This is a genomic window from uncultured Brachybacterium sp. (genome assembly GCF_947500705.1).
GTDB lineage: Bacteria > Actinomycetota > Actinomycetes > Actinomycetales > Dermabacteraceae > Brachybacterium.
Map to the genome: position 1 here is coordinate 45393 of NZ_CANMSY010000006.1, position 21481 is coordinate 66873.

A 21481-nucleotide genomic window follows, 5' to 3' on the forward strand; every position below is an offset into this window, starting at 1 on the left:
AACAGGACCATCACCGATGTCTTCCGACCCCGCCTCCACCTCATCGCTGGACACCGCCCTGCTCTTCGACGCGGTCGACCTCATCAGCCGCACCGGAGCGCACCGTCACGTGGACCGCACCGTCCCCGCCCCGGCCCGTGAAGCCGGCGGCATCGCGATGCAGGTCCCCGAAGGCCAGGATATCGCTGTCGAGGCGGAGCTCGAGTCCGTGGTCGAAGGGATCTACGTCCACGGGACCGTGACCGCGCACCTCGACGGCGAGTGCTCCCGCTGCCTCGACCCCGTCGAGCAGGACGTCACCGCCCGCCTCAACGAGCTCTTCATGTTCCCCGAGAAGGTGAAGGCCGACGAGAGGGAGGACTCGACCCTGCTCGAGGACGAAGCCGTCAACCTCGGCCCGCTGGTGCGTGACGCGCTCGCGATGGAGGCCGACGAACGCCCACTGTGCCGTGAGGACTGCCCCGGCCTGTGCGGCCAGTGCGGATTCCGCATGGAGGACGATCCGGACCACCACCACGACGTCATCGATGACCGCTTCGCCGCGCTGCAGGGCCTGTTCGAGGACGAGTCGAAGAACGAGGAGGCCTGATGGCGCGCAGGCGCCGCGCCACCGAGGCCGCCACCCCGCAGGGCCTGCTGGATCGCCTGCCGCTGGACGCCGGGCAGGCGGCCGATCTCAGCGAGTCCGGGCTCCTCGAGCTCGCGCTGACCCATCGCTCCTATTCGTACGAGAACGACGGTCTGCCGCACAACGAGCGGCTCGAGTTCCTCGGCGACGCGGTGCTGCAGCTCGCGGTGACCGAGCATCTCTACGCCACCCATCCCACGCTGCCCGAAGGTGATCTCGCCCGCCGTCGCGCGGCGACCGTGAGCACGCGTGCGCTCGCCGTCATCGCCTCCAAGCTCGACCTCGGCGCCTATGTGCGACTGGGGCGCGGCGAGGACCTCACCGGAGGCCGTGCCAAGGCATCGATCCTCGCGGACACCACCGAGGCTGTGATCGGTGCCACCCACCTGGCACTCGGTCAGAACATCTCCCGCCACTTCGTGCTCGAGCTGCTGCGTCCCCTGCTGGACTCCGACGAGTTCCTCGAGACGGGATACGACTTCAAGTCCCGGCTGCAGGAGATCGCCGCCGCCGAGGGGGAGAGCGTCACCTACGAGATCACCGAATCCGGTCTCGAGCATCAGAAGACCTTCACCGCCACGGTCACCGTCGAGGGGATCGTCACCGCCCGTGGAGACGGCGCCTCGAAGAAGGACTCCGAGCTCGCCGCCGCCCAGAACGCGGTGCGGGGGATCCTCGCCGAGCGCGGCGAGACCCTGATCCCGCGAGGCTGAGCGGAGATAGAGCCCATGCCGGAGCTGCCTGAGGTCGAGGTCGTAAGGCGGGGTCTCGAGCCCCTCACCGTCGGCCGCACCGTCACCGGGGTCGAGCTGCTCGACTCCCGGATCATCCGCCGCCAGGCCGGGGGAGCGGACCGGTTGCGCGCCGCCCTCCTCGGCACGACCCTCACTGCGGTGGTCCGGCGCGGGAAGTTCCTGTGGTGGCGGCTCGCCGACGAGGACGGCGCCGACACCGGCGAGGCGCTGATGGGCCATCTCGGCATGAGCGGTCAGCTGCGGATCGGCACCGCAGGCGCCGTCCCGGCGACCGGCTCGGAGCGCTCGGAAGGTCCCGCCTCCGACCCGCTCCGCCACCGGCGCCTGTCGCTGCACCTCGACGACGCCTCCCGGGTGGACCTCATCGACCAGCGGCTGTTCGGAGGGCTGTGGACCAGTCCGCTGGTCGTGGCGGCCGACGGTGCGGTCGCGGGGACGGGCAGCCCTGATGCGCTCCTGCCGGAGGACGCTTCGCATATCGCCCGCGATCTGCTCGATCCCGCCCTCGACCTCGCGGCCGCCGCCCGTGCCCTGCGCACGCGGCGCAGCGCCGTGAAGTCGCTGCTGCTGAACCAGGAGATCGTCTCCGGGATCGGGAACATCTACGCCGATGAGGCGCTGTGGGCGGCCCGCACCCGCTTCGACACCCCCGGCACCGTGCTCAGCCAGCGGAAGGCGCTCGAGATCCTGCGCGCCGCCCGTGAGGTGATGCACCGTGCGCTCGAGGTCGGCGGGACCAGCTTCGACGCGCTGTATGTGAACGTCGACGGGCGCAGCGGGTATTTCGCCCGCTCACTGAGCGCCTACGGACGCACCGGCGAGCCCTGCCCTCGCTGCGGGGTGACGATCCGTCGGGAGCTGCACCAGAACCGCTCCTCGCACTTCTGCCCGAGGTGTCAGCGGCGACGCTGATCCGGCGTCGCCGCCGTGAGCGAGGGGATCGACGAGCACGGCGCAAGGTGCGGTAGATTCGTCGAGGACACATCTCAGCAGGTGATACGAGGAAGGACGCTCTGTGACAGCGACCGAACAGCAGGGCCCGATCCGCGTGATGCTGGTGGACGACCACGAGGTGGTCCGTCGCGGCATCGTCACCGTGATCGACGCCAGCGAGAAGCTGAGCGTGATCGGCGAGGCGTCCTCGGTGACCGAGGCGAACCGTCGCCTGCCCGCGATCCGGCCCGAAGTGCTGGTCGTGGACCTCCAGCTCCCGGACGGCACCGGCATCGACGTCATGAAGACGGCCCGGGAGCTGAACCCCGAGCAGCTGATGCTGGTGCTCACCAGCTTCGACGACGACGCCGCGCTGCGCGAGTCGAAGGCGGCCGGAGCCGCCGGGCTGATGCTGAAGTCTGCGCGCTCCCAGGAGATCGTCGAGGCGATCATCGCGGTGCACGCCGGCAAGTCGATCTGGCCCCCTGACCACGACGACGAGGGGCCGGACCTCTCGCAGTCCGATCAGCGGATCGTGGAGCTGATCGGCGACGGCCACTCCAACCGCGAGATCGCCGAGGCGCTCGGCATCGCCGAGAAGACCGTCAAGAACCGGGTCACCGTGATCCTGCAGGCGCTCGGGATGCAGCGCCGCACCCAGGTGGCGGCGCTGGTCGCCGCGCGCCGTCGCGCCGGCTGGAAGCAGCAGTAGCAGCCCTCAGCTCGGCAGTGTCACCCGCCAGGAGATCATCGTCCCCGGCTCGAGGTTGATCGCGTCCGCCCAGCCGGAATGACGCCGCGCCCGGGCGGACATGTTCGCCAGTCCGCTGCGCCGGCGCACCGACGGATCGATCCCTCGACCATTGTCCGAGACGTTCACCTGGACCACCCTGTCGACGCCCTCGGAGAACACCGCCACCGAGACCGCCACCGCGCTGGCATGCGCATGCCGGGCTGCATTGGCGAGGCACTCGCGCACCACCGCCACCACATCCTCGGCGATCTCCGGCGGCAGCTCGGCATCCATCTCCGCGGGATGCGGGGGCAGCCGCATCGAGGGGACGAAGCCCAGCCCGGCGGTGGCGAGACCCACCTCGTGACGAAGCTGTTCGGAGAGGCTGGCCACGGCGCGCTCGCGGCGCAGCGACTGCACGATCTGCCGGATCTGGGAGACGGCGTTCTCGACCCCTTGCACAGAGCTCGTGACGGAGCTGCGGATCCGGGCGTTCGACGGCGTCATGCCCGGCGCCTCGAGGGACTGGACCAGGCTCTCGAGCTCCATCCCGACGGCGAAGAGCTCCTGGATCGCGAGATCGTGGAGGTCGCGGGCGATGCGGCCGCGCTCGTCATCGATACCGCTGTCACTGTCGCGGCGCAGCGAGGGCGCGCGCAGCGTGAGGGCGATCAGGCCCGCCAGGGAGTCCAGCCGCTCGCGATCCGCGACCGTGAACGGCTCGGCATCGGCGGCGCGCAGCACCGCGAGCAGCCCGGTCCCCTGCTCGGCGGCATCGATCACGGCCAGCAGCGCCCGGCCGTCCTCCTGCCCGTTGCCGAGCTCGAAGCTGCCGATGGCTTCGAGCGCCTCGGGATCCGAACGCAGCAGGCCCTCGCCGAGGAGCGAGTCGGCGGGGATCTCCTCGCCGAGCAGGGAGTCGGCGTCCGGGCCGTCCACCATCTCGATCGCCCAGCGGGAGGGGCCCAGCGGCATCACCAGGGCGGCGCTGCGGGCGGTGAGATCGGTACGGGCGGAGCGGAGCAGCAGGTCCAGCAGGTCCTCGGTCTCACCGCCGGCGAGGACGGCACCGGCGAGATCCTGGACCCGCGGACGATGGGGGCGGGCAGGCGGGGCGGACGACGGGTGAACGGTCAACGGTGCTCCTGAAGACAGAGGATCGGGGTGTCGGCGGGGATCGCCTCAAGACGGTGGGTGACGACCACGACGGTGGTGGTCGCAGGGACGAGGGTGCTCCCGTCCGGGTCGAGCAGCGCGCGCAGCAGTGCGTCACCCCGCCCGGGGTCGAGGTGCTCCGTGGGCTCGTCCAGGAGCAGCACCGGCCCGCCGCGAACGACCGCACGGGCCAGCAGCAGCCGCCGTCGCTCTCCGCCGGAGATCGTCGTGCCATCCGGTCCGAGCAAGGTATCGAGCCCGCGGGGGAGGGTCGCGACCCAGTCCTCGAGGCCGACGGCCCGCAGCGCCTCCTGCACCTCGGCGTCCGTGAGATCCCCGCGCACCACCCGCAGGTTCTCTCGCAGCGTGGTGGCGAAGACGTGGCCGTCCTCGGCGAACATCGTCACCCGGGAGCGCACGTCCTGCGGGGCGAGGGAGGCGATGTCCCGGCCGCCGAGCTCCACCCGGCCCGCGAGCGGATCGAGCAGGCCTGCGAGGGTCGCCAGCAGGGTGGACTTCCCGCTGCCCGAAGGGCCGACCACCGCGAGCCGGGCTCCGGGCGGCAGGTCGAGGTCCAGCGAACGCACGCGCGGGGCATCGGCGCTCCAGCCGGCCGTGAGCCCCACCGCGCGGAGAGAGGCGGTCCCGGGGCGCTGCGGGGCCGGTGCAGCGGGTGCGGGTGCGGGCGCTGCGCCAGCTCCTCCCACGAGCTGTCCCAGGCGCTGCGCGGCAGCCGTGGAGCGGGCGTGCTGGGCAGCGGCGGCGGGCAGCGCGGTCGCCGCCTCGAAGGAGGACAGCGGCAGCAGCAGCAGGATGCCGATCTGCCCGGCCGATGCGCCGCCGTCCAGCCACAGCCCACCGGCGGCGAGCAGGGAACCGGTCACGGCGAGGATCAGCGTGAGCGGCACCGCCGCGGCGGCGACGGCCGCGGGCAGGGCGGCGCGGTCCATCGCGGCATCATGCGCCGCCTGCCGGGCGTGCAGCTGCGTCAGCGCCGCCTCGAGCCGGCCCTCGACCTGGAGCGAGGTGGCGTCATCGAGGATCTCGAGCGTCTGGGCGCTGACCCCGGCGCGGGTGGTCAGCACGGCCTGCTCGGAGAGGCGGGCGGCGCGGTGGGCGGCCACCGGCGCGAGCACGCTCGCCAGCAGCAGCGCCCCGAGCATGGCCACGGTCGCAGCCGGCGACAGGGGGGCGAAGGTCGCGAGCACGACCATCCCCATCACGATCGCGACCAGACCGGGCACGACCGCGGTGATGACGTGGTCCCCGAGCTCCTGCGCATCGTCGCCCAGACGGCTCAGCAGGTCACCGCGCCGCAGCCGGGTGAGGGTGTCATCGGTGCGGGCGGCGAGCGCGGTGAAGAGGTTCGTGCGCAGGGAGACCACGCCGCGCAGCGCGACATCGTGGGTGAGCATCCGCTCGAGCCAGCGGAACACCCCGCGGGAGACGCCGAGCGCCCGGACCATCACCACGGCGACGGTGAGGTCCAGCACTGGAGGCATCGTCCACGCACGGGTGACCAGATAGGCGGAGACCGCGGCAAGGGCGAAGGCGGAGCCGAGGGTCGCGCAGGCGGCGAGCACCGCGGCCAGCAGCCGTGCACGGGGGATCTCGAGCGCCGCCACCGCCTGGCGCAGGTCGGAGCGAGCGGGGGCGGCGGGGGTCGTCGGGGTGAAGGTCATGAGCCGGCCTCCACGCTCGCGACGTCATCGGCGACATCCACCAGCCGGGAGCGGTGGGCGATCACGACGACGGTCCGTCCCTGGCCGCGCAGCTCCTCGATCAGGTCGAGCACCACCTGCTCGGCGGCACCGTCGAGGTGCGCGGTGGGCTCGTCCAGGATCACCAGCGGGGCGGGGGAGAGCACGGCCCGGGTCAGAGCGAGGCGCTGCCGCTCTCCGAGCGAGATCCCGTGCCCGCCGCGACCGAGATCCGCGTCCCAGCCGCGCTCGGCGATGACCGCATCGAGTCCGGTCGCGGCGGCCGCCGCCTCCAGCTCGGCCTGGCCGACACCGGCACGGGAGCTGACGAGCACGGAACGGATCGTCCCCGGGGGCAGCACGGGACGCTGCGGCAGCCAGGCCATCTGGTCCCACAGACTGCGTCGCGAGAGCTCGCGGACGTCGGTCGCCGTGCCGTCGGCAGTGATGATCTCCGCTTTGCCCTGCTCCGGGTCCACCAGTCCCAGCAGCACCTGGACCGCCGTGGTCTTGCCGGCGCCCGAGGCGCCGGTCAGGGCGAGCACCCGCCCGGGGCGCACCGTGAGCTCGGCGGCATGCGGTGCCCAGCCCTCGCGGGAGCGCACCGAGACCCCGCGCAGGGCGAGGGTGGAGGTGCGCAGATCCGGGGCGGGGAGTGTGCCGTCGGCCGGCGGCTGCTCATCGAGCACCTCGAAGGCCGCTGAGACCGCCGCCAGGCCGTCGGTGGAGGCGTGGTACTGCGAGCCCACGTTGCGCAGCGGCTGGTAGATCTCCGGGGCCAGCACCAGCACCGCGAGCGCGGGCGCGAGCTCCATGTCCCCGTAGACCAGCCGCATCCCGATGCTCACCGCGATCAGCGCCACGCACAGCGTCGCCAGCAGCTCGAGCACCATCGAGGAGAGGAAGGCGAACGTGAGCGAGCCCATCGCGGAGGCGCGGTGACGGTCACCGAGCTCCCGCACCGTCCTCTCCGGACCGCGCTCGCGACCCAGCGCCCGCAGCGTGGGCAGCCCATCCACCAGGTCCAGCAGCTGGGTCCACAGGGAGCGCATATCGGCGATCAGCTTCTCGGAGCGCCCTACGGTGAGCTTTCCGACCAGCACCATGAAGAGCGGCACCAGCGGCAGCGTGACCGCCGCGATCACCGCGCTGAGCGGGTCCAGCAGACCGATGGTCAGCAGGCACAGCGGGGTCACCGTGAGCGAGAGCAGCAGCTGCGGGACATATCCCACCAGATAGGGGCGGAGGTTCTCGATGCCGGTGGTGGCCAGCGCCGTGAGGTCCGCACCGCGGCCGGCACCGGCGCGCGGACCGAGGGACGCGGCGTGGCGCACGATCCTCCCGCGCAGCTCGCTGATCGCCGCAGTCGCAGCACGGTGGGCCGTGGCCTCCTCGAGGAGCACGGCGCCGGCCCGCACCGCGAGCGCCAGGACGAGCACCAGCAGCAGGGCCGGCGCGTCCTGGGGGACGTCGCGCTCGGTCAGGAGCTGGGCGCCGAGGCGAGCGATGACCAGGGCGGTGACGATGATGCAGGCGGACTGGACGAGTCCCAGCACCACGGACCGAGCGAGATGGCGTCGGGCCGCTCGCACCTCCCGCACCAGGCGGGGGTCCAGCGGTGCCCGGCTCCGCCGCGGCGCCGGGTCGGCGGCGGGGTCGGCGGAGCGGGCCATGGTGGGCTCTGCGGTCGCGGTGGTCATCGGGATCAGTCTGTCAGCCCTGCTCGAAGGCTTCCCGGTAGCCCTTCTTCGCCTTCTCGAGCAGCTCGGCGCCCGGGGCGGGGGAGTCCTCGTCGCTCACCCGGTGGCGGAACACCCGATAGGCCCAGATCGTGTACCCGATCACCAGCGGCAGGAAGAGGCACAGCGCGACCAGCATCACCGTGAGCGTGTGCTCGGTCGAGGAGGCGTTCGCGACCGTCAGCGAGTTCGCCGGATCGTTGGTGGCGGGCATGACGTAGGGGAACAGGCCGCCGAACAGGGTGATCGCGGCCGCGGCGATCGCGGTGGTGGTCGCGCCGAAGGCCAGGCCCTCGCGGCGTCTCCGGTGCAGAGGGACCGCGGCGATCAGAGCCAGCGCGGCCACGGCCACCGGGATCAGGGTGAACCAGGTGTTCGAGTGGGCGAGCTGGAACCAGAGGAGGAACGCCGCACCGGCCACGATCGTCGGCCACACCAGGATCCCGGCCAGGCGGTTCGCGTCCTCTCGCAGCCGGCCCTCGACCTTGAGCGCGAGGTAGTGGGTGCCGTGCAGCCAGAACAGCAGCACGAACACCACGCCGGCCAGCAGGGCGAAGGGGTTGAGCAGCCCCAGCAGGGAGGTGGTCACCCAGCGGTTCTCATCGATCGCGACTCCGGCGACGATGTTCCCGAAGGCCACACCCCACAGCAGGGCGGGCGCGAAGCCGCCGATGATGTGCACCACGTCCCAGGAGTTCTTCCAGCGATCGCTGTCGACCTTGTCGCGCCACTTGAAGGCGCAGACCCGCACGATCAGCACCAGCAGCAGGAGCAGCAGCGCGAGGTAGAAGCCGGAGAACAGGGTGGCGTACCACTCGGGGAAGGCGGCGAACATCAGGGCGCCGCCGGTGATCACCCAGACCTCGTTGCCGTCCCAGACGGGGCCGATGGTCTTCAGGATCGTGCCGCGGGTGCCGATGCCGCGCCGCCAGAAGGTGGCGACGTTCATCTGCACGCCGAAGTCGAATCCCTCGAGCACGAAGTAGCCCAGGAAGAAGAAGGCGATGAGGGCGAACCACAGGGTCTGGAGGACCGTGGGGTCGAGCATGGCATCCATGATCTGATCTGGTCCCTTCTCAGTAGTCGAAGGACAGGGTGGGGGTGTCGAGCTCGTCGGTCTCCGGATCGCGTGTCGCGAGCGGCACCCCCTTCAGGGCGGCTCTGCGCATCATCCCGAACCAGAGCACCGCGAGCACGCCGTACACCAGCGTGAAGGCGACCAGCGAGGTCAGCACCATCCAGCCGGGATGGCTCGAGACCCCCTGCATGGTCATCAGCCGGATCGTCGGATCATCGGGATTGGGGTGCACCACCCAGGGCTGTCGCCCGATCTCGGTGAACACCCAGCCTGCGGCGTTGGCGAAGAACGGCATCGGGATCGCCAGCACTGCGAACCATTGGAAGCGCTTCGACCCGGTGGTGCGGGCGTTCTCGCCCTTGCCACGGGTGACCCACAGGGTCCAGAGCGCGAGGATCCCGCTGAAGGCGGCCAGGCCCATCATCAGGCGGAAGGACCAGTAGGTCACGAACAGGTTGGGTCGATAGTCGAGCTCGACCTCGTTGCCGTGGATATCGGTCGCGGTCTCGCCGAACTGGTCCTTGTACTGGGCGTTGAGGTCGTCCACGCCCTGCAGGGTGGCGTCGAAGGTGTGGGTGGCCAGGAACGAGGTGACGTAGAGAACCTCGATGAGGTGGGTGACGTCCTCGCAGTCCTGGGCGAAGGCCTCGGGGCCGCCCACGGAGAGGATCGAGAAGGAGGCGCCGGTCTCGGTCTCGCACAGCGCCTCGGCCGAGGCCATCTTCATCGGCTGCTGCTTGAACATGATCTGCGCCTGGAAGTCGCCGGAGATCACCAGCGCCACCGCTGCCACGCACATCGCGACGACGCCGAAGCGGACGGTGGGACGGTAGAGATCACGGGCGGCGAGGTGCTGCTCCTGACCCTCCTCGGTCTCGAAGCCCAGCTCCCGGGCCCGATTGTGGTGGCGGACCATGTGCCAGGCGGCGACACCGGTGAGGAAGGCACCCGCGACCAACCAGGCGCCGGAGACCACATGGGGGAAGGCTGCGAGCGTGGTCACGTTCGTCAGCACCGCCAGGAGCGAGCCCTGCGAAGGGTCCAGCTCGGCGCGACCGGTCTCGGGATTCAGCGTCGCGCCGACGGGGTGCTGCATGAACGAGTTCGCAGCCACGATGAAGTAGGCCGAGCCCGTGGTCGCCAGCGCCACCGCCCAGATCGTCAGCAGATGGATCTTCTCGGGCATCTTGCCCCAGCCGAAGATCCACAGACCCAGGAACACGGATTCGACGAAGAAGGCGGCGAGGCCCTCGAGGGCGAGAGGGGCTCCGAAGACGTCACCGATGAAGCGGGAGTACTCGGACCAGTTCATGCCGAACTGGAACTCCTGGACGATGCCGGTGGCGATGCCGATGCCGAAGTTCACGATCAGCATCGAGCCGAAGAACTTCGTCATCCGCGTCCAGGCGTCCTTGCGCGCGGGGTCCTTCGAGAACACCGCCCGGGTCTGCATGATCGCGACCAGCAGGGAGAGCCCGATCGTGAGCGGAACGAAGATGAAGTGGTACACGGTGGTGATGCCGAACTGCCACCGTGCCAGGTCGAGGGCTTCCATGGATCCTCCCGAGTGGATGACACGCCGTCATGAAAACTACCGGGCAGTCAGCGACGCGACGAAGGACGATGGTCCCTCCTGCGAGCGTCATCCCGCGCGAACGATCCGAGCATGTCGCCTCCGGGGGGAGCACCCCCTGTGCCATACTGATCGCGGCACTCTCCTGCTCCGTACCGGGTGGGGGAACCTCCCGGCGTCGTGACGTCGGAGCACCGGCTACGCGGACGACCGCGACCGCAGTGTTCCCTCGGTCGGCATCGCAGCGCTTCCATCGGGGAGCTGCGCGACGGCGAGGGCTTGAGACTTCCGTCCACAGCGACGATGACCAGAAGGGGCCAGGGTGCGCTGGTCCTCCAGAAGGAGACGGCCGCATGGCTGACAGCACCCATATTCCCGAGAACGATTCGTCGGACGAGACGCAGCCCGCTGCTCCCGCTCGTCGTCGGCGGCGCGCAGGAGCCCCTGCCGGAGCCCCCTCCTTCACCCCGCCTGCGGTCCCGCAGCCGGAGACCTCGGCCCCGCGCACCGTGGTGGCCGCACAGGAGCCGACGGCGGCGGAGCCCCCTCCGGCAGCGTCTCGTGCCAAGCGCCCCCGACGCCGCGCCGGAGCCCCGGCCGGCGCCCCGGTGATCCCGGCGGCGGAGCCCGTCGCGGAGCCCGCGCCGGAGCCTCAGGCTGTCGAGGATCAGGCTGTCGAGGAGACGCCCGCTGCGGTCGAGCCGGCGATGGTGACCGACGACAACTCTGTCCTCGGCGACCTCCGTGCCCTCGCCTCGGCCCGAGGCGCCGGCGCGGACGATTCCGCCGCGACGGCGGATGGTGACCGCGCTCGCCGCCGCGAGCAGGTCCAGATGGATTTCGCCTCGCTGCTGTTCCAGGCCCCCACCGCTCAGCCCCGCACCACTGTCGGCTCCCAGGACGCCCCGGTCGGCAGCGCTGACCTCTCCTTCGCCGCGGGATCCGAGGACGAGGGCGAGGAGCAGGACTCCGAGACCGAGGAGGAGCAGCCCTCCCGCTCCCGGCGCAGCCGGTCGCGTCGCTCCTCCCAGCGCACCGCCGGTGCGGCGGAGTCCGACGCCGCAGAGGACTCCGGGTCCGGCGAGGACGACAGCGACAGCGATCAGGACAGCGACGAGGACTCCTCCTCCGACAGCTCGAGCTCGAACTCACGCCGCCGGCGCCGTCGTGGCGGTCGGGGCCGACGCGGCCGCGGTCGCGGCGACGACGACGGCTCGGGCACCGAGGATGGCGCAGGGGAGGGGGAGGACAGCCGCGACGACGACGGCGCGGAGGACTCCTCGCAGGACGGCTCCGAGGATGAGGACCACAGCGGCGAGGGGAGCGAGTCAGGTGCCGGGAACTCCTCCAGCTCCCGTCGGCGTCGGCGTCGTCGCCGTTCCGGCAGCAGCGGGGACGAGCCGACCTCGCCCGATGATCCGCCGAACACCGTGGTCAAGGTGCGCGATGCCCGTGATGAGGTCAAGGCCGTCAAGGGCTCGACCCGGCTCGAGGCCAAGCGCCAGCGCCGCCGCGAGGGCCGTGACGCCGGTCGCCGCCGCAACGTCATCACCGAGTCGGAGTTCCTGGCCCGCCGTGAGTCCGTGAAGCGTTCGATGGTGGTGCGCGAGCGCGCCGGCCGCACGCAGATCGCAGTGCTCGAGGACGATGTGCTGGTCGAGCACTACGTGGCGCAGAAGACGCAGACGTCGATGGTCGGCAACGTCTACATGGGCAAGGTCCAGAACGTGCTGCCCTCGATGGAGGCGGCCTTCGTGGACATCGGCAAGGGCCGCAATGCGGTGCTCTACGCCGGCGAGGTCAACTGGGACGCCGTGGGCCTCGAGGGCCAGCCGCGCCGCATCGAGCTCGCGCTGAAGAGCGGCGACCCGGTGCTGGTCCAGGTCACCAAGGACCCGATCGGCCACAAGGGCGCGCGGCTGACCAGCCAGATCTCCCTGCCCGGTCGCTACGTGGTGTTCGTGCCCGGCGGGTCCATGACCGGCATCTCCCGCAAGCTGCCCGACACCGAGCGCGCACGGCTGAAGAAGATCATGCGCGAGATCATCCCCGAGGATGCGGGCGTCATCGTGCGCACCGCGGCCGAGGGGGCGAGCGAGCAGGAGCTGACGCACGACGTCGAGCGCCTGCGCGCCCAGTGGGAGAAGATCGAGAAGTCGCAGAAGAGCAAGGCTGCTCCGGTCGCCCTCTCGCAGGAGCCGGACATCGCCATCAAGGTGGTGCGTGACGTCTTCAACGAGGACTTCACCTCCCTGATCGTCGAGGGTGACCGAGTCCACCAGGACGTCCACGCCTATATCAGCGATGTGGCCCCGGATCTGCTGGAGCGTCTCACCCGCCACGTCGGCGACAAGGACGTCTTCGCGAAGCACCGCATCGACGAGCAGCTGCTCAAGGCGATGGACCGCAAGGTCTACCTGCCCTCCGGCGGCTCCCTGGTGATCGATCGCACCGAGGCGATGACCGTGGTCGATGTGAACACCGGCAAGTTCACCGGCACCGGCGGCTCCCTCGAGGAGACCGTCACCAAGAACAACCTCGAATCCGCCGAGGAGATCGTGCGTCAGCTGCGGCTGCGCGACATCGGCGGCATCATCGTCATCGACTTCATCGACATGGTGCTCGAGTCCAACCGGGATCTGGTGCTCCGGCGCCTGGTCGAGTGCCTGGGCCGTGACCGCACCAAGCACCAGGTCGCCGAGGTCACCTCGCTGGGCCTGGTGCAGATGACCCGCAAGCGCGTGGGCCAGGGTCTGGTGGAGACCTTCTCCAGCACCTGCGAGCACTGCAACGGGCGCGGCCTGGTGGTCGACGTCGACGGCACCCACAGCCACGGCGGCGGCAATGGCAGCAGCCACGGCGAGAACGGCGGGGATGACTCCTCGAAGTCCTCGCGACGCCGCGGGCGCCGGACCCGCGGCGGCGCCAAGGAGGAGGGCGAGAACGGTGACGCCGGGTCCGAGGAGTCGCAGGCCGATGTGCATCGTCTCGAGGACGATGCCGACAGCCGTGCCCTCGCTCGCGCCACCATCGCCTCCATCGCGGCGGCCTCCGGGGCGCATGCGCAGCCCGAGGTGACCGTCGATGGCCAGGTCGTGCACGCCGCTGCGGACGCAGCCGAGGACGCAGCAGAGCACTCGACATCGACCTGGGAGCAGGACGCACCCGGTCAGGGGTGATGCGTTCCACAGGGTGTGACCGCGTTCTCGCAGGTCGGACCGTGTCCGGTGGTTGACCGGCGGGTGTCGGGATCGTAAGCTGTTCCCTGGCGCAAAACGTGCCACAGTCGTGCTCCCGGTGGGCATCGCGCGACCGCATCTCCCGCCTGACCCTGTTCGTACAGGGCTCAGGTCCGGTTGACGGTCGCAGGTCCGCGATGACACCCGGCAGGGAGCATGTCTCGAATTCGATTCACAAGATGGAGCATTGACGTGGTGTACGCAATCGTCCGCGCAGGCGGTCGTCAGGAGAAGGTGTCGGTCGGTGACACCATCGTGATCAACCGTGTGGCAGGCGAGGCGGGCGACAGCATCGATCTCGCTCCCGTGCTGCTGGTCGACGGTGACACGGTCACCTCCGCACAGAACGAGCTTGCCAAGGTGAAGGTCACCGCCGAGAAGGTCGAAGACCTCCGCGGCGAGAAGATCCGCATCCTCCGCTACAAGAACAAGACGGGCTACAAGAAGCGCCAGGGCCACCGCCAGGAGCTGACCCGGCTGAAGATCACCGGAATCGCCTGAGCGATCCCCCGAACAGACAAGGATTGATCCCAGATGGCATCTAAGAAGGGCGTCAGCTCCTCCAAGAACGGGCGCGATTCCAACTCCCAGCGCCTCGGCGTCAAGCGTTTCGGCGGCCAGAACGTCGGCGCAGGCGAGATCATCGTGCGCCAGCGCGGCACCAAGATCCACCCCGGCGACGGTGTGGGTCGCGGCAACGACGACACCTTGTTCGCGCTCACCGCGGGCACCGTCGAATTCGGTCGCAAGCGCGACCGTCGCGTGGTCAGCATCGTCGAGACGGTCTGACCGCTTGCCCCGGATCCCGGGGCACACAGCGTCCTTCGAGGGGCGGAGCCGAACGCTCCGCCCCTCGATGCTTTTTCTCACCATCATCGGAGTGCACCCATGGCCACATTCGTCGACCGCGTCCAGCTTCAGGTCGCCGGGGGATCGGGCGGAAACGGCACCGCCTCGATCCGTCGCGAGAAGTTCAAGCCCCTGGCCGGTCCCGATGGCGCCAACGGCGGCCGCGGCGGCGACGTGATCCTCGAGGTCGACGGGTCGACCACCACGCTCCTGGCGTACCACCACAAGCCTCATCAGAAGGCGACCAGCGGCGGTTTCGGCAAGGGTGACCTGCGACATGGCGCCGGCGGTGAGGACCTCGTCCTCCCGGTCCCCGACGGCACCGTGGTCACCGACGAGGACGGCACGGTCCTGATCGACATGGTCGGCATCGGCACCCGCTTCGTCGCCGCCCGCGGCGGCAGCGGCGGCCTCGGCAACGCGGCGCTGGCCACCGCTCAGCGCGTGGCCCCCGGCTTCGCCCTGCTCGGCGAGCCCGGGCAGGAGCGCACTCTGGTGCTCGAGCTGAAGACGGTCGCGGACGTCGCACTGGTGGGATACCCCAGCGCCGGGAAATCCTCCCTGATCGCCGCGATGAGCGCCGCCCGGCCGAAGATCGCCGACTACCCCTTCACCACCCTCGTGCCGAACCTCGGCGTGGTCGAGGCGGGGGAGCACCGCTATACGATCGCCGACGTCCCGGGCCTCATCCCCGGTGCCAGTCAGGGCAAGGGCCTCGGCCTGGACTTCCTGCGCCACATCGAGCGCTGCCACGTCATCGTGCACGTGCTGGACGCGGCGGCGCTCGAATCGGATCGCGACCCGGTGGGGGACCTCGCGACCATCGAGCACGAGCTGGCCACCTATGCGGCGAGCCTCGACGAGGAGGCGGGCAGCCGGGTGCCGCTCATGGAGCGGCCCACCGTGGTGGTGCTGAACAAGACAGATCTGCCCGATGGGGCGGACATGGCCGACATGGTCCGCGCACAGCTCGGCGAGCGCGAGGTCCCGATCCTGGACGTCTCCGCCGTCTCCCGCAAGGGGCTGCGCGAGCTGTCCTTCGTGCTCGGCGACCTGGTCGAGAAGGCGCGGGCGCAGCTGCCCGAGCCGGAGGCCGCCCCCATCGTGCTGACCCCCAGGGCGGTCGACGACAAGGGCTTCGCGGTGGTCACCGAGCAGTACGACGGGCACACCGCCTTCCGCATCAAGGGAGACAAGCCCGAACGCTGGGTGCGCCAGACCGACTTCACCAACGACGAGGCTGTCGGCTATCTCGCCGACCGGCTCGCGAAGCTCGGCGTCGAGGATCAGCTGTACGCCGCAGGCGCCGTCGCGGGCTCGACGGTGCTGATCGGTCCGGGCGAGGACGCGGTGGTCTTCGACTGGGAGCCGACGATGGTCGGCGGCGCGGAGATGCTGGGCCGCCGTGGCACCGATGAGCGGTTCGAGGATCACTCGCGACCCACGCGGGAGGCGAAGCGGGAGCTGCAGCGCACCCGCACCGAGGCTCGGATGCAGCGGATCTCCGCGATGGAGGAGGAGCGACGGGCCGGTCACTGGGCCGACCCCGCCTCGGAGGACGAGGCCCGGTGAGCGCCACCGAGCTGCGCCAACCGGAGCGGCTCACCTCTCGCGAGACGCTCGCGACGGCCCGCCGCATCGTCGTCAAGATCGGGTCCTCGAGCCTGACCGATGAGCGCGGCCGCCTCGACCATCTCCGCATCCAGCAGATCGCGGACACCGCCGCGGCCCTGGCCGGCCGGGGCACCGAGCTGGTGATCGTCTCCTCGGGCGCCATCGCGGCGGCGCTGGGACCGCTGGGGATGTCCGCGCGCCCTGCCGCGGTCGAGCTGCAGCAGGCCGCCGCGAGCGTGGGCCAGGCGCTGCTGGCGAGCGCCTGGTCCGGTGCTTTCGCCGCCCACCATCTGATCACCGGGCAGGTGCTGCTCACCGAGTCCGATGTGATCCGGCCGCAGACCTACCGCAACGTGCGCAGCGCCCTCGAGTCGCTGCTGGACCTGGGGGCGGTGCCGGTCGTCAACGAGAACGACACCACCGCCACCCACGAGATCCGCTTCGGGGACAATGACCGCCTCGCGGCGCTGGTCGCCCAGCTGCTGGGCGCCGACGCCCTGATCCTGCTCACCGACGTCGACGCCCTGTACACCGCGCCGCCGCGGGAGCCCGGTGCCGAGCGCATCGGCCAGGTCGACGATGTGGCGCGGCTGGCCGGGGTGAACATCGGCCCGGTCGGTTCGAAGGTCGGCACCGGGGGGATGGTCACGAAGCTCTCGGCGGCGCAGCTCGCCGCGACCACCGGGACCGCTGCCCTGATGACCTCAGCCGAGCAGTTCTCCGCAGCGATCGAAGGTCAGGACGTGGGCACCTTCTTCCCCGCCCACCACGGCCGTCGCCGTTCCCGGCTGGTCTGGCTGCGGTTCGCGACGCGAGGGGCGGGCAGCCTGCATCTGGACGAGGGCGCGGCCGATGCCGTGCGCAGCCGCCGTCGTTCGCTGCTGGCCGTCGGCATCTCGCGGGTCGAGGGCATCTTCCCGGCCGGGGTCCCGGTCGACGTCGTCGCCCCGGACGGTGCGGTGATCGCCCGCGGGATCGCCTCCTTCAGCAGCGACGAGCTGCGGGTGATGGCCGGCCTGGGCACCGACGAGGCGCGGGAGCAGCTGGGCGAGAGGTTCCGCCGTCCCGCGATCCACCGCGATCAGCTGGTGATGCTCTGAGAGCTCAGTGCGTGGCGAAGGCCCTCCGCGCCGTGCGCGATCCGGCCACCGTGCGGCGCTCCCGTGCCACCCGCACCCGCTCGATGATCGTGCTGATCAGCAGCGCGAGTCCCACGCCGATGACCACGCCCAGCAGCGGCTGTTCGCGGAACAGGTCACCGCCGGCCATCCCGATCCCGATGTCGTGGAGCGACCAGGCCACGGCTGCCAGCAGCGCGTAGGCGAGGAACGTCGGACGGGGAGAGCGGATCATCCCGGAGGTGAGGCGCCCGCGGTGATGATCACCGTCTTGCCGGGGAGGACCGGCAGCACCGACTCCGCGGCGACCCCGGACATCTGCTGGGCGGACGCGCGTGAGCACCTGAATGCCGCTCTCGTAGACTCCAGGCATGGAAACTCCTGTGACCACCGCAGTCCTCGCCGCCGCCCGCGCCGCGAAGGACGCGCAGCCGGCTCTGGCCCGCCTGCACCGCGGGACCAAGGACCGGGTGCTGCTGGCCATGGCCGAGGCGCTCGTGGAGCGGGCCGCGGAGATCGTCGACGCGAACGCGCGGGATCTCGCGGCGGCCGACGCCTCCGGGATCGCCCCGGGGCTCCGCGACCGGCTCGCCCTGGACGCTCAGCGGGTCGCGGCGATCGCCCAGCAGCTGCGGGACGCGGCGGCCCTGCCCGACCCGATCGGCGAGGTGGTGCGCGGCTCCGTGCTCGAGAACGGACTCGAGCTGCGTGAGGTGCGGGTGCCGATGGGCGTGATCGGCATGGTCTACGAGGCACGCCCGAATGTCACCGTCGACGCTGCGGGCCTGGCGCTCAAGGCGGGCAGCGCGGTGGTGCTGCGCGGAGGCTCGGCGGCACTGCACTCCAACACCGCCCTGATCGCGGTGCTGCGCTCGGTGCTGGCCGCCCACGACCTCCCCGAGGACCTGATCGTCGGGATCGACGAGCACGGCCGCGAGGGTGTGGACGTGCTCATGCGCGCCCGCGGCCTGGTGGACGTGCTGATCCCGCGCGGCGGCGCCGGCCTGATCCGCAGGGTGGTGGAGAACTCCCTGGTGCCGGTGATCGAGACCGGTACCGGGAAGACGCACGTGCTGATCGATGCCTCCGCGGACCTCGATCAGGCGGTGCGGATCGTCGTCAACGCCAAGACGCAGCGGGTCGGGGTGTGCAATGCGCTCGAGACCCTGCTGGTCCACCAGGACATCGCCGAGGAAGCACTGCCCCTCCTCGCCGCACCGCTCGCGGAGGCCGGGGTGCGCCTGCATGCCGAGGAGAGGGCCTCCGCGATCCTCGCTGCGGCGGGCACGGGGGCTGAGGTGATCGAGGCAGTCGCCGAGGACTGGGACACCGAATACCTGGCGCTCGAGCTCGCGGTGAAGGTGGTCGACGACCTCGACGAGGCGCTCGCCCATATCCGGGCGCATTCCACCGGCCACACGGAATCCATCCTCACCCGCGACGCGCCCTCCCAGCAGCGCTTCCTGGGCGAGGTGGACTCCGCGGTGGTGATGGCGAACGCCTCCACCCGTTTCTCCGACGGCGGGGAGTTCGGCTTCGGCGCGGAGATCGGCATCTCGACCCAGAAGCTCCATGCCCGCGGACCGATGGGGCTGCGGGAGATCACGGCGAGCAAATGGCTGGTGGTGGGACAGGGGCAGGTGCGGCCGTGACCCCACTCGCATCGCGCGCGCCGGGGCATGAGCCTGCGCGTTGCTGTGGGATGATGGCCCGGTCACCCGTGGAAAGGTCATCAAGAACATGACTGATCAGCTCATGATCCTCGCCGAGTCCGGCGTCCTTGCCAGCGAGGGGCTTCCCGCCCCCGCCGTCGGCATCGGGATGTTCATCATCCTGATGGCGCTGCTGGGCCTCACCTGGCTCGTCGGCGGTGCGCATCAGCGCAGCCTGGACAAGAAGAACACCCCCGGTTCCGACGACTGACCCCGTGGAGCTGCAGCGACGACGGATCGGCGTGATGGGCGGGACCTTCGATCCCATCCATCACGGCCACCTCGTCGCCGCCAGCGAGGTCCAGAGCGTCTTCGCGCTCGACGAGGTCATCTTCGTGCCGACCGGCAGGCCGTGGCAGAAGGCGGATCGAGAGATCTCGGGTCCCGAGGACCGTTACCTGATGACGGTGGTGGCGACGGCGGCGAACCCCGTGTTCACCGTCTCCCGCGTCGACATCGATCGGCCCGGGGCCACCTACACGATCGACACCCTGCGGGACCTGCATCGAGAGCAGCCCGAGGCAGATCTCTTCTTCATCACCGGCGCGGATGCCCTCCAGAACATCTTGACCTGGAAGGACACCGAGGAGATCTTCGATCTCGCCCACTTCGTCGGCGTGACCAGGCCCGGCCATGAGCTCGACACCTCCGGGCTGCCGGAGGACGGCGTCACCCTGATCGAGGTCCCCGCGATGGCGATCAGCTCCACCGACTGCCGCACCCGGGTCGCCGCGGGCGCACCGGTCTGGTATCTGGTGCCCGACGGCGTCGTCCAATACATCAACAAGTACGCCCTCTACACAGGAGGTGACGGTCGATGACCGAGCCGGAGACCACTCCACGGCGCGGACGCCGCGCCCGGGAGCTGACCCCCGAGGAGAGCGCTGCCCTGGAGGCCCGTGCCGCGATGGAACCCGCACAGCCGCAGGCGGCGCCCGGAATCCGTGGCGCCGTCGCGCCGCCGCCCGCCGGATCCGCCGTGCCCGCTCTGCGCAAGTTCGGCCGCCGCGCCCGCATCATCGAGCTCAGCGAGGACCCCGGCCCGGCCCTCGCCGCGAGTCCTGCCGTCGGCACCTCCGCGGAGGGAGCGTCCGCGAGCACCGCCACCCATGACCACGACGGGGTGGAGCTCGGTGAGCTCTCCGTCCTCGACGCCCCGGAACCGCGCCCTGCGCCGCGCTTCGACGGCAAGGTGCTCCATCGGCCGGAACGTTCCGCGGGGCGTGCCCTGGTCTGGTTGGTGTGGGCCCTCATCGCCATCGCCTTCCTCGTGCTGCTCGCCCTGATGCTGACCGGGGTCATCGGCCCCGGCGTGGCCTCCGCCCCGGAGACCGCTCTGCTCGACCCGTTCCACACCCATTCCGTCTCGGAGGACATTTCCGCGTGAGCGCCCCTGAAGAATCTCTCGACCTCGCTCAGGTGGCCGGCCAGGCCGCCGCCGACAAGCTCGCCGAGGAGGTCATCGGTCTCGACGTCTCCGAGCTGGTGGTCATCACCGACGTCTTCCTCGTCTGCAGCGGCGACTCCGAGCGGCAGGTGTCCGCCATCGTCAACGGCATCGAGGAGGCGCTGCTGAAGGAGCGTCGCCGCAAGCCGCTGCGCCGTGAGGGCGAGCGCGACGCCCGTTGGGTGCTGCTGGACTACGGCGACATCGTGGTGCACGTCCAGCATTCCGAGGACCGCGCGTTCTACGCGCTCGAACGGCTGTGGCGCGACGCCCCCGTGCTGGACCTGCAGATCGCCGAGGGCCGCCCGGAGTGAGGTCCGCCCGTACGCGTCTGGTCCTGGTGCGCCACGGACAGACGGACTACAACCGTGAGGGGCGCCTGCAGGGCCAGGTCGACATCCCGCTGAACTCGACCGGCGTGCGCCAGGCGGAGTCGCTCACCGCGTCGGTCGCGAAGAATCCTCCGGACGTCATCATCGCCTCGCCGCTCGACCGTGCGCTGGAGACCGCCCGCATCATCTCCCGCGGCAGCGGACTGGACGTCGCCACCGACGAGGCCTTCCTCGAACGCGGCTTCGGCCGCTGGGAGGGGCTGCGCGGGGACGAGATCAGGCGACGGTGGCCCGAGGAGCACGCGGACTGGCGGGCGCACCGTCCGGTCCTCGGGCTCGAGGTCGAGGACCGGCCCGTGGTGGGGGAGCGAGTGGCTGCGGCCTGCCGTGAGCTGGTGGCGCAGCATGCCGGCGGCACCGTGATGGTGGTCGCCCATGGCGCGGCGATCACACTGGGCATCACCGCACTGCTGGGCCTGGACACGAACGGATTCCGAGGCCTCTCGGGGCTCGAGAACTGCCACCGCTCCGTCCTCGAGCTGCTCGTCGGGGAGCCGGCGAACGGCCTGATGAGGTTGGTGTCACACAACCTGCCCCCCGATTTCATCTGAGGTGCACAGCGGGGTAATATCGACGAGTCGCCTGCGGGCGGCACCCGATTCGGGGCTATGGCGCAGTTGGTAGCGCGCTTCCATGGCATGGAAGAGGTCAGGGGTTCGAATCCCCTTAGCTCCACTCGAGAAACTCTTGAGACAGTGACTCGTCAGAAGGGCCCCACCGCGAGGTGGGGTCCTTCTGCGTTTCTGGGCATGCTGCTGGGCGCGTTTCCGGCGAGACCGGATCGAGACCTCCACCCCCTTCCTTCCCCGCGAACCT

At 70.7% G+C, this 21481-nt stretch carries 21 protein-coding genes and 1 tRNA gene; 16 read left to right on the forward strand and 6 right to left on the reverse strand.

Going from position 1 to position 21481, the window contains the following annotated elements; all coding sequences use genetic code 11:
• Positions 1-16: 16 nt before the first annotated feature.
• From Q0937_RS11715 to Q0937_RS11730, 4 genes are all read left to right on the forward strand, one after another.
• Positions 17-589: a DUF177 domain-containing protein gene (locus tag Q0937_RS11715; RefSeq protein ID WP_299303791.1), complete on the forward strand. Its 573-nt coding sequence runs from the start codon at positions 17-19 to the stop codon at positions 587-589.
• On the forward strand, positions 589-1341 hold the full coding sequence (rnc, locus tag Q0937_RS11720; protein ID WP_299303793.1) for a ribonuclease III: 753 nt from the start codon (positions 589-591) through the stop codon (positions 1339-1341). The genes Q0937_RS11715 and rnc overlap by 1 nt, the downstream gene beginning before the upstream one ends.
• Before the next feature lie 15 nt (positions 1342-1356).
• The gene (mutM, locus tag Q0937_RS11725) at positions 1357-2295 is read left to right on the forward strand and encodes a bifunctional DNA-formamidopyrimidine glycosylase/DNA-(apurinic or apyrimidinic site) lyase (protein WP_299303795.1); all 939 of its coding nucleotides are present in this window, start codon (positions 1357-1359) and stop codon (positions 2293-2295) included.
• Between the two features lie 103 nt (positions 2296-2398).
• The gene (locus Q0937_RS11730) at positions 2399-3028 is read left to right on the forward strand and encodes a response regulator transcription factor (protein ID WP_299303797.1); all 630 of its coding nucleotides are present in this window, start codon (positions 2399-2401) and stop codon (positions 3026-3028) included.
• 6 nt (positions 3029-3034) lie between these two features.
• Here Q0937_RS11730 and Q0937_RS11735 read toward each other — a convergent pair whose 3' ends face one another.
• The 5 genes from Q0937_RS11735 to Q0937_RS11755 are packed head-to-tail and all read right to left on the reverse strand — an operon-like array spanning position 3035 to position 10276.
• Positions 3035-4186 carry a sensor histidine kinase gene (locus tag Q0937_RS11735; protein ID WP_299303799.1) on the reverse strand — a complete coding sequence of 384 codons (1152 nt, stop codon included), beginning with the start codon at positions 4184-4186 and terminating at the stop codon, positions 3035-3037.
• A complete protein-coding gene (gene cydC / locus Q0937_RS11740; protein ID WP_299303801.1) occupies positions 4183-5886 on the reverse strand; it encodes a thiol reductant ABC exporter subunit CydC in 1704 nt (567 codons plus the stop codon). Before cydC ends, Q0937_RS11735 begins: the two co-directional genes overlap by 4 nt.
• The gene (gene cydD, locus Q0937_RS11745; protein ID WP_299303803.1) at positions 5883-7604 is read right to left on the reverse strand and encodes a thiol reductant ABC exporter subunit CydD; all 1722 of its coding nucleotides are present in this window, start codon (positions 7602-7604) and stop codon (positions 5883-5885) included. The genes cydC and cydD overlap by 4 nt, the downstream gene beginning before the upstream one ends.
• Positions 7605-7617: 13 nt before the next feature.
• Positions 7618-8700: a cytochrome d ubiquinol oxidase subunit II gene (gene cydB, locus Q0937_RS11750; protein WP_299303805.1), complete on the reverse strand. Its 1083-nt coding sequence runs from the start codon at positions 8698-8700 to the stop codon at positions 7618-7620.
• Between the two features lie 19 nt (positions 8701-8719).
• Positions 8720-10276 (reverse strand): cytochrome ubiquinol oxidase subunit I, encoded by a 1557-nt coding sequence (locus Q0937_RS11755; protein ID WP_299303807.1) that lies wholly within the window; start codon positions 10274-10276, stop codon positions 8720-8722.
• Positions 10277-10647: 371 nt separating this feature from the next.
• Here Q0937_RS11755 and Q0937_RS11760 point away from each other — a divergent pair, with 371 nt between their 5' ends.
• From Q0937_RS11760 to proB, 5 genes are all read left to right on the forward strand, one after another.
• On the forward strand, positions 10648-13473 hold the full coding sequence (locus tag Q0937_RS11760; protein ID WP_299303809.1) for an Rne/Rng family ribonuclease: 2826 nt from the start codon (positions 10648-10650) through the stop codon (positions 13471-13473).
• 252 nt (positions 13474-13725) lie between these two features.
• Positions 13726-14034 (forward strand): 50S ribosomal protein L21, encoded by a 309-nt coding sequence (gene rplU, locus Q0937_RS11765; RefSeq protein WP_299303811.1) that lies wholly within the window; start codon positions 13726-13728, stop codon positions 14032-14034.
• A 33-nt stretch (positions 14035-14067) separates the two neighbouring features.
• Entirely contained in the window at positions 14068-14322 is a 255-nt protein-coding gene (rpmA, locus tag Q0937_RS11770; protein WP_299303813.1) for a 50S ribosomal protein L27, read from the forward strand.
• A gap of 99 nt (positions 14323-14421) precedes the next feature.
• Positions 14422-15954 (forward strand): GTPase ObgE, encoded by a 1533-nt coding sequence (obgE, locus tag Q0937_RS11775; protein ID WP_299303815.1) that lies wholly within the window; start codon positions 14422-14424, stop codon positions 15952-15954.
• Complete coding sequence (gene proB / locus Q0937_RS11780) at positions 15951-17096, forward strand: glutamate 5-kinase (protein ID WP_299303817.1); 1146 nt, start codon at positions 15951-15953, stop codon at positions 17094-17096. The genes obgE and proB overlap by 4 nt, the downstream gene beginning before the upstream one ends.
• A 4-nt stretch (positions 17097-17100) precedes the next feature.
• Here the strand turns inward: proB and Q0937_RS11785 are convergent, their stop codons facing one another.
• Positions 17101-17349: a hypothetical protein gene (locus Q0937_RS11785; RefSeq protein ID WP_299303819.1), complete on the reverse strand. Its 249-nt coding sequence runs from the start codon at positions 17347-17349 to the stop codon at positions 17101-17103.
• Positions 17350-17485: 136 nt separating this feature from the next.
• On the opposite strand from Q0937_RS11785, the gene Q0937_RS11790 reads away from it, so the two are divergent.
• The 7 genes from Q0937_RS11790 to Q0937_RS11820 all read left to right on the forward strand — a co-directional run bounded on the left by Q0937_RS11790 (position 17486) and on the right by Q0937_RS11820 (position 21340).
• Complete coding sequence (locus Q0937_RS11790; RefSeq protein WP_299303822.1) at positions 17486-18766, forward strand: glutamate-5-semialdehyde dehydrogenase; 1281 nt, start codon at positions 17486-17488, stop codon at positions 18764-18766.
• A gap of 88 nt (positions 18767-18854) precedes the next feature.
• Complete coding sequence (locus tag Q0937_RS11795) at positions 18855-19037, forward strand: hypothetical protein (RefSeq protein ID WP_299303824.1); 183 nt, start codon at positions 18855-18857, stop codon at positions 19035-19037.
• 4 nt (positions 19038-19041) lie between these two features.
• Positions 19042-19647: a nicotinate-nucleotide adenylyltransferase gene (gene nadD / locus Q0937_RS11800; protein ID WP_299303826.1), complete on the forward strand. Its 606-nt coding sequence runs from the start codon at positions 19042-19044 to the stop codon at positions 19645-19647.
• On the forward strand, positions 19644-20213 hold the full coding sequence (locus Q0937_RS11805; RefSeq protein WP_299303828.1) for a hypothetical protein: 570 nt from the start codon (positions 19644-19646) through the stop codon (positions 20211-20213). The genes nadD and Q0937_RS11805 overlap by 4 nt, the downstream gene beginning before the upstream one ends.
• On the forward strand, positions 20210-20587 hold the full coding sequence (rsfS, locus tag Q0937_RS11810; protein ID WP_299303830.1) for a ribosome silencing factor: 378 nt from the start codon (positions 20210-20212) through the stop codon (positions 20585-20587). Before Q0937_RS11805 ends, rsfS begins: the two co-directional genes overlap by 4 nt.
• Positions 20584-21216: a histidine phosphatase family protein gene (locus tag Q0937_RS11815; RefSeq protein WP_299303832.1), complete on the forward strand. Its 633-nt coding sequence runs from the start codon at positions 20584-20586 to the stop codon at positions 21214-21216. The genes rsfS and Q0937_RS11815 overlap by 4 nt, the downstream gene beginning before the upstream one ends.
• Positions 21217-21267: 51 nt before the next feature.
• A tRNA-Ala gene (locus Q0937_RS11820) sits at positions 21268-21340 on the forward strand.
• Positions 21341-21481 lie beyond the last annotated feature (141 nt).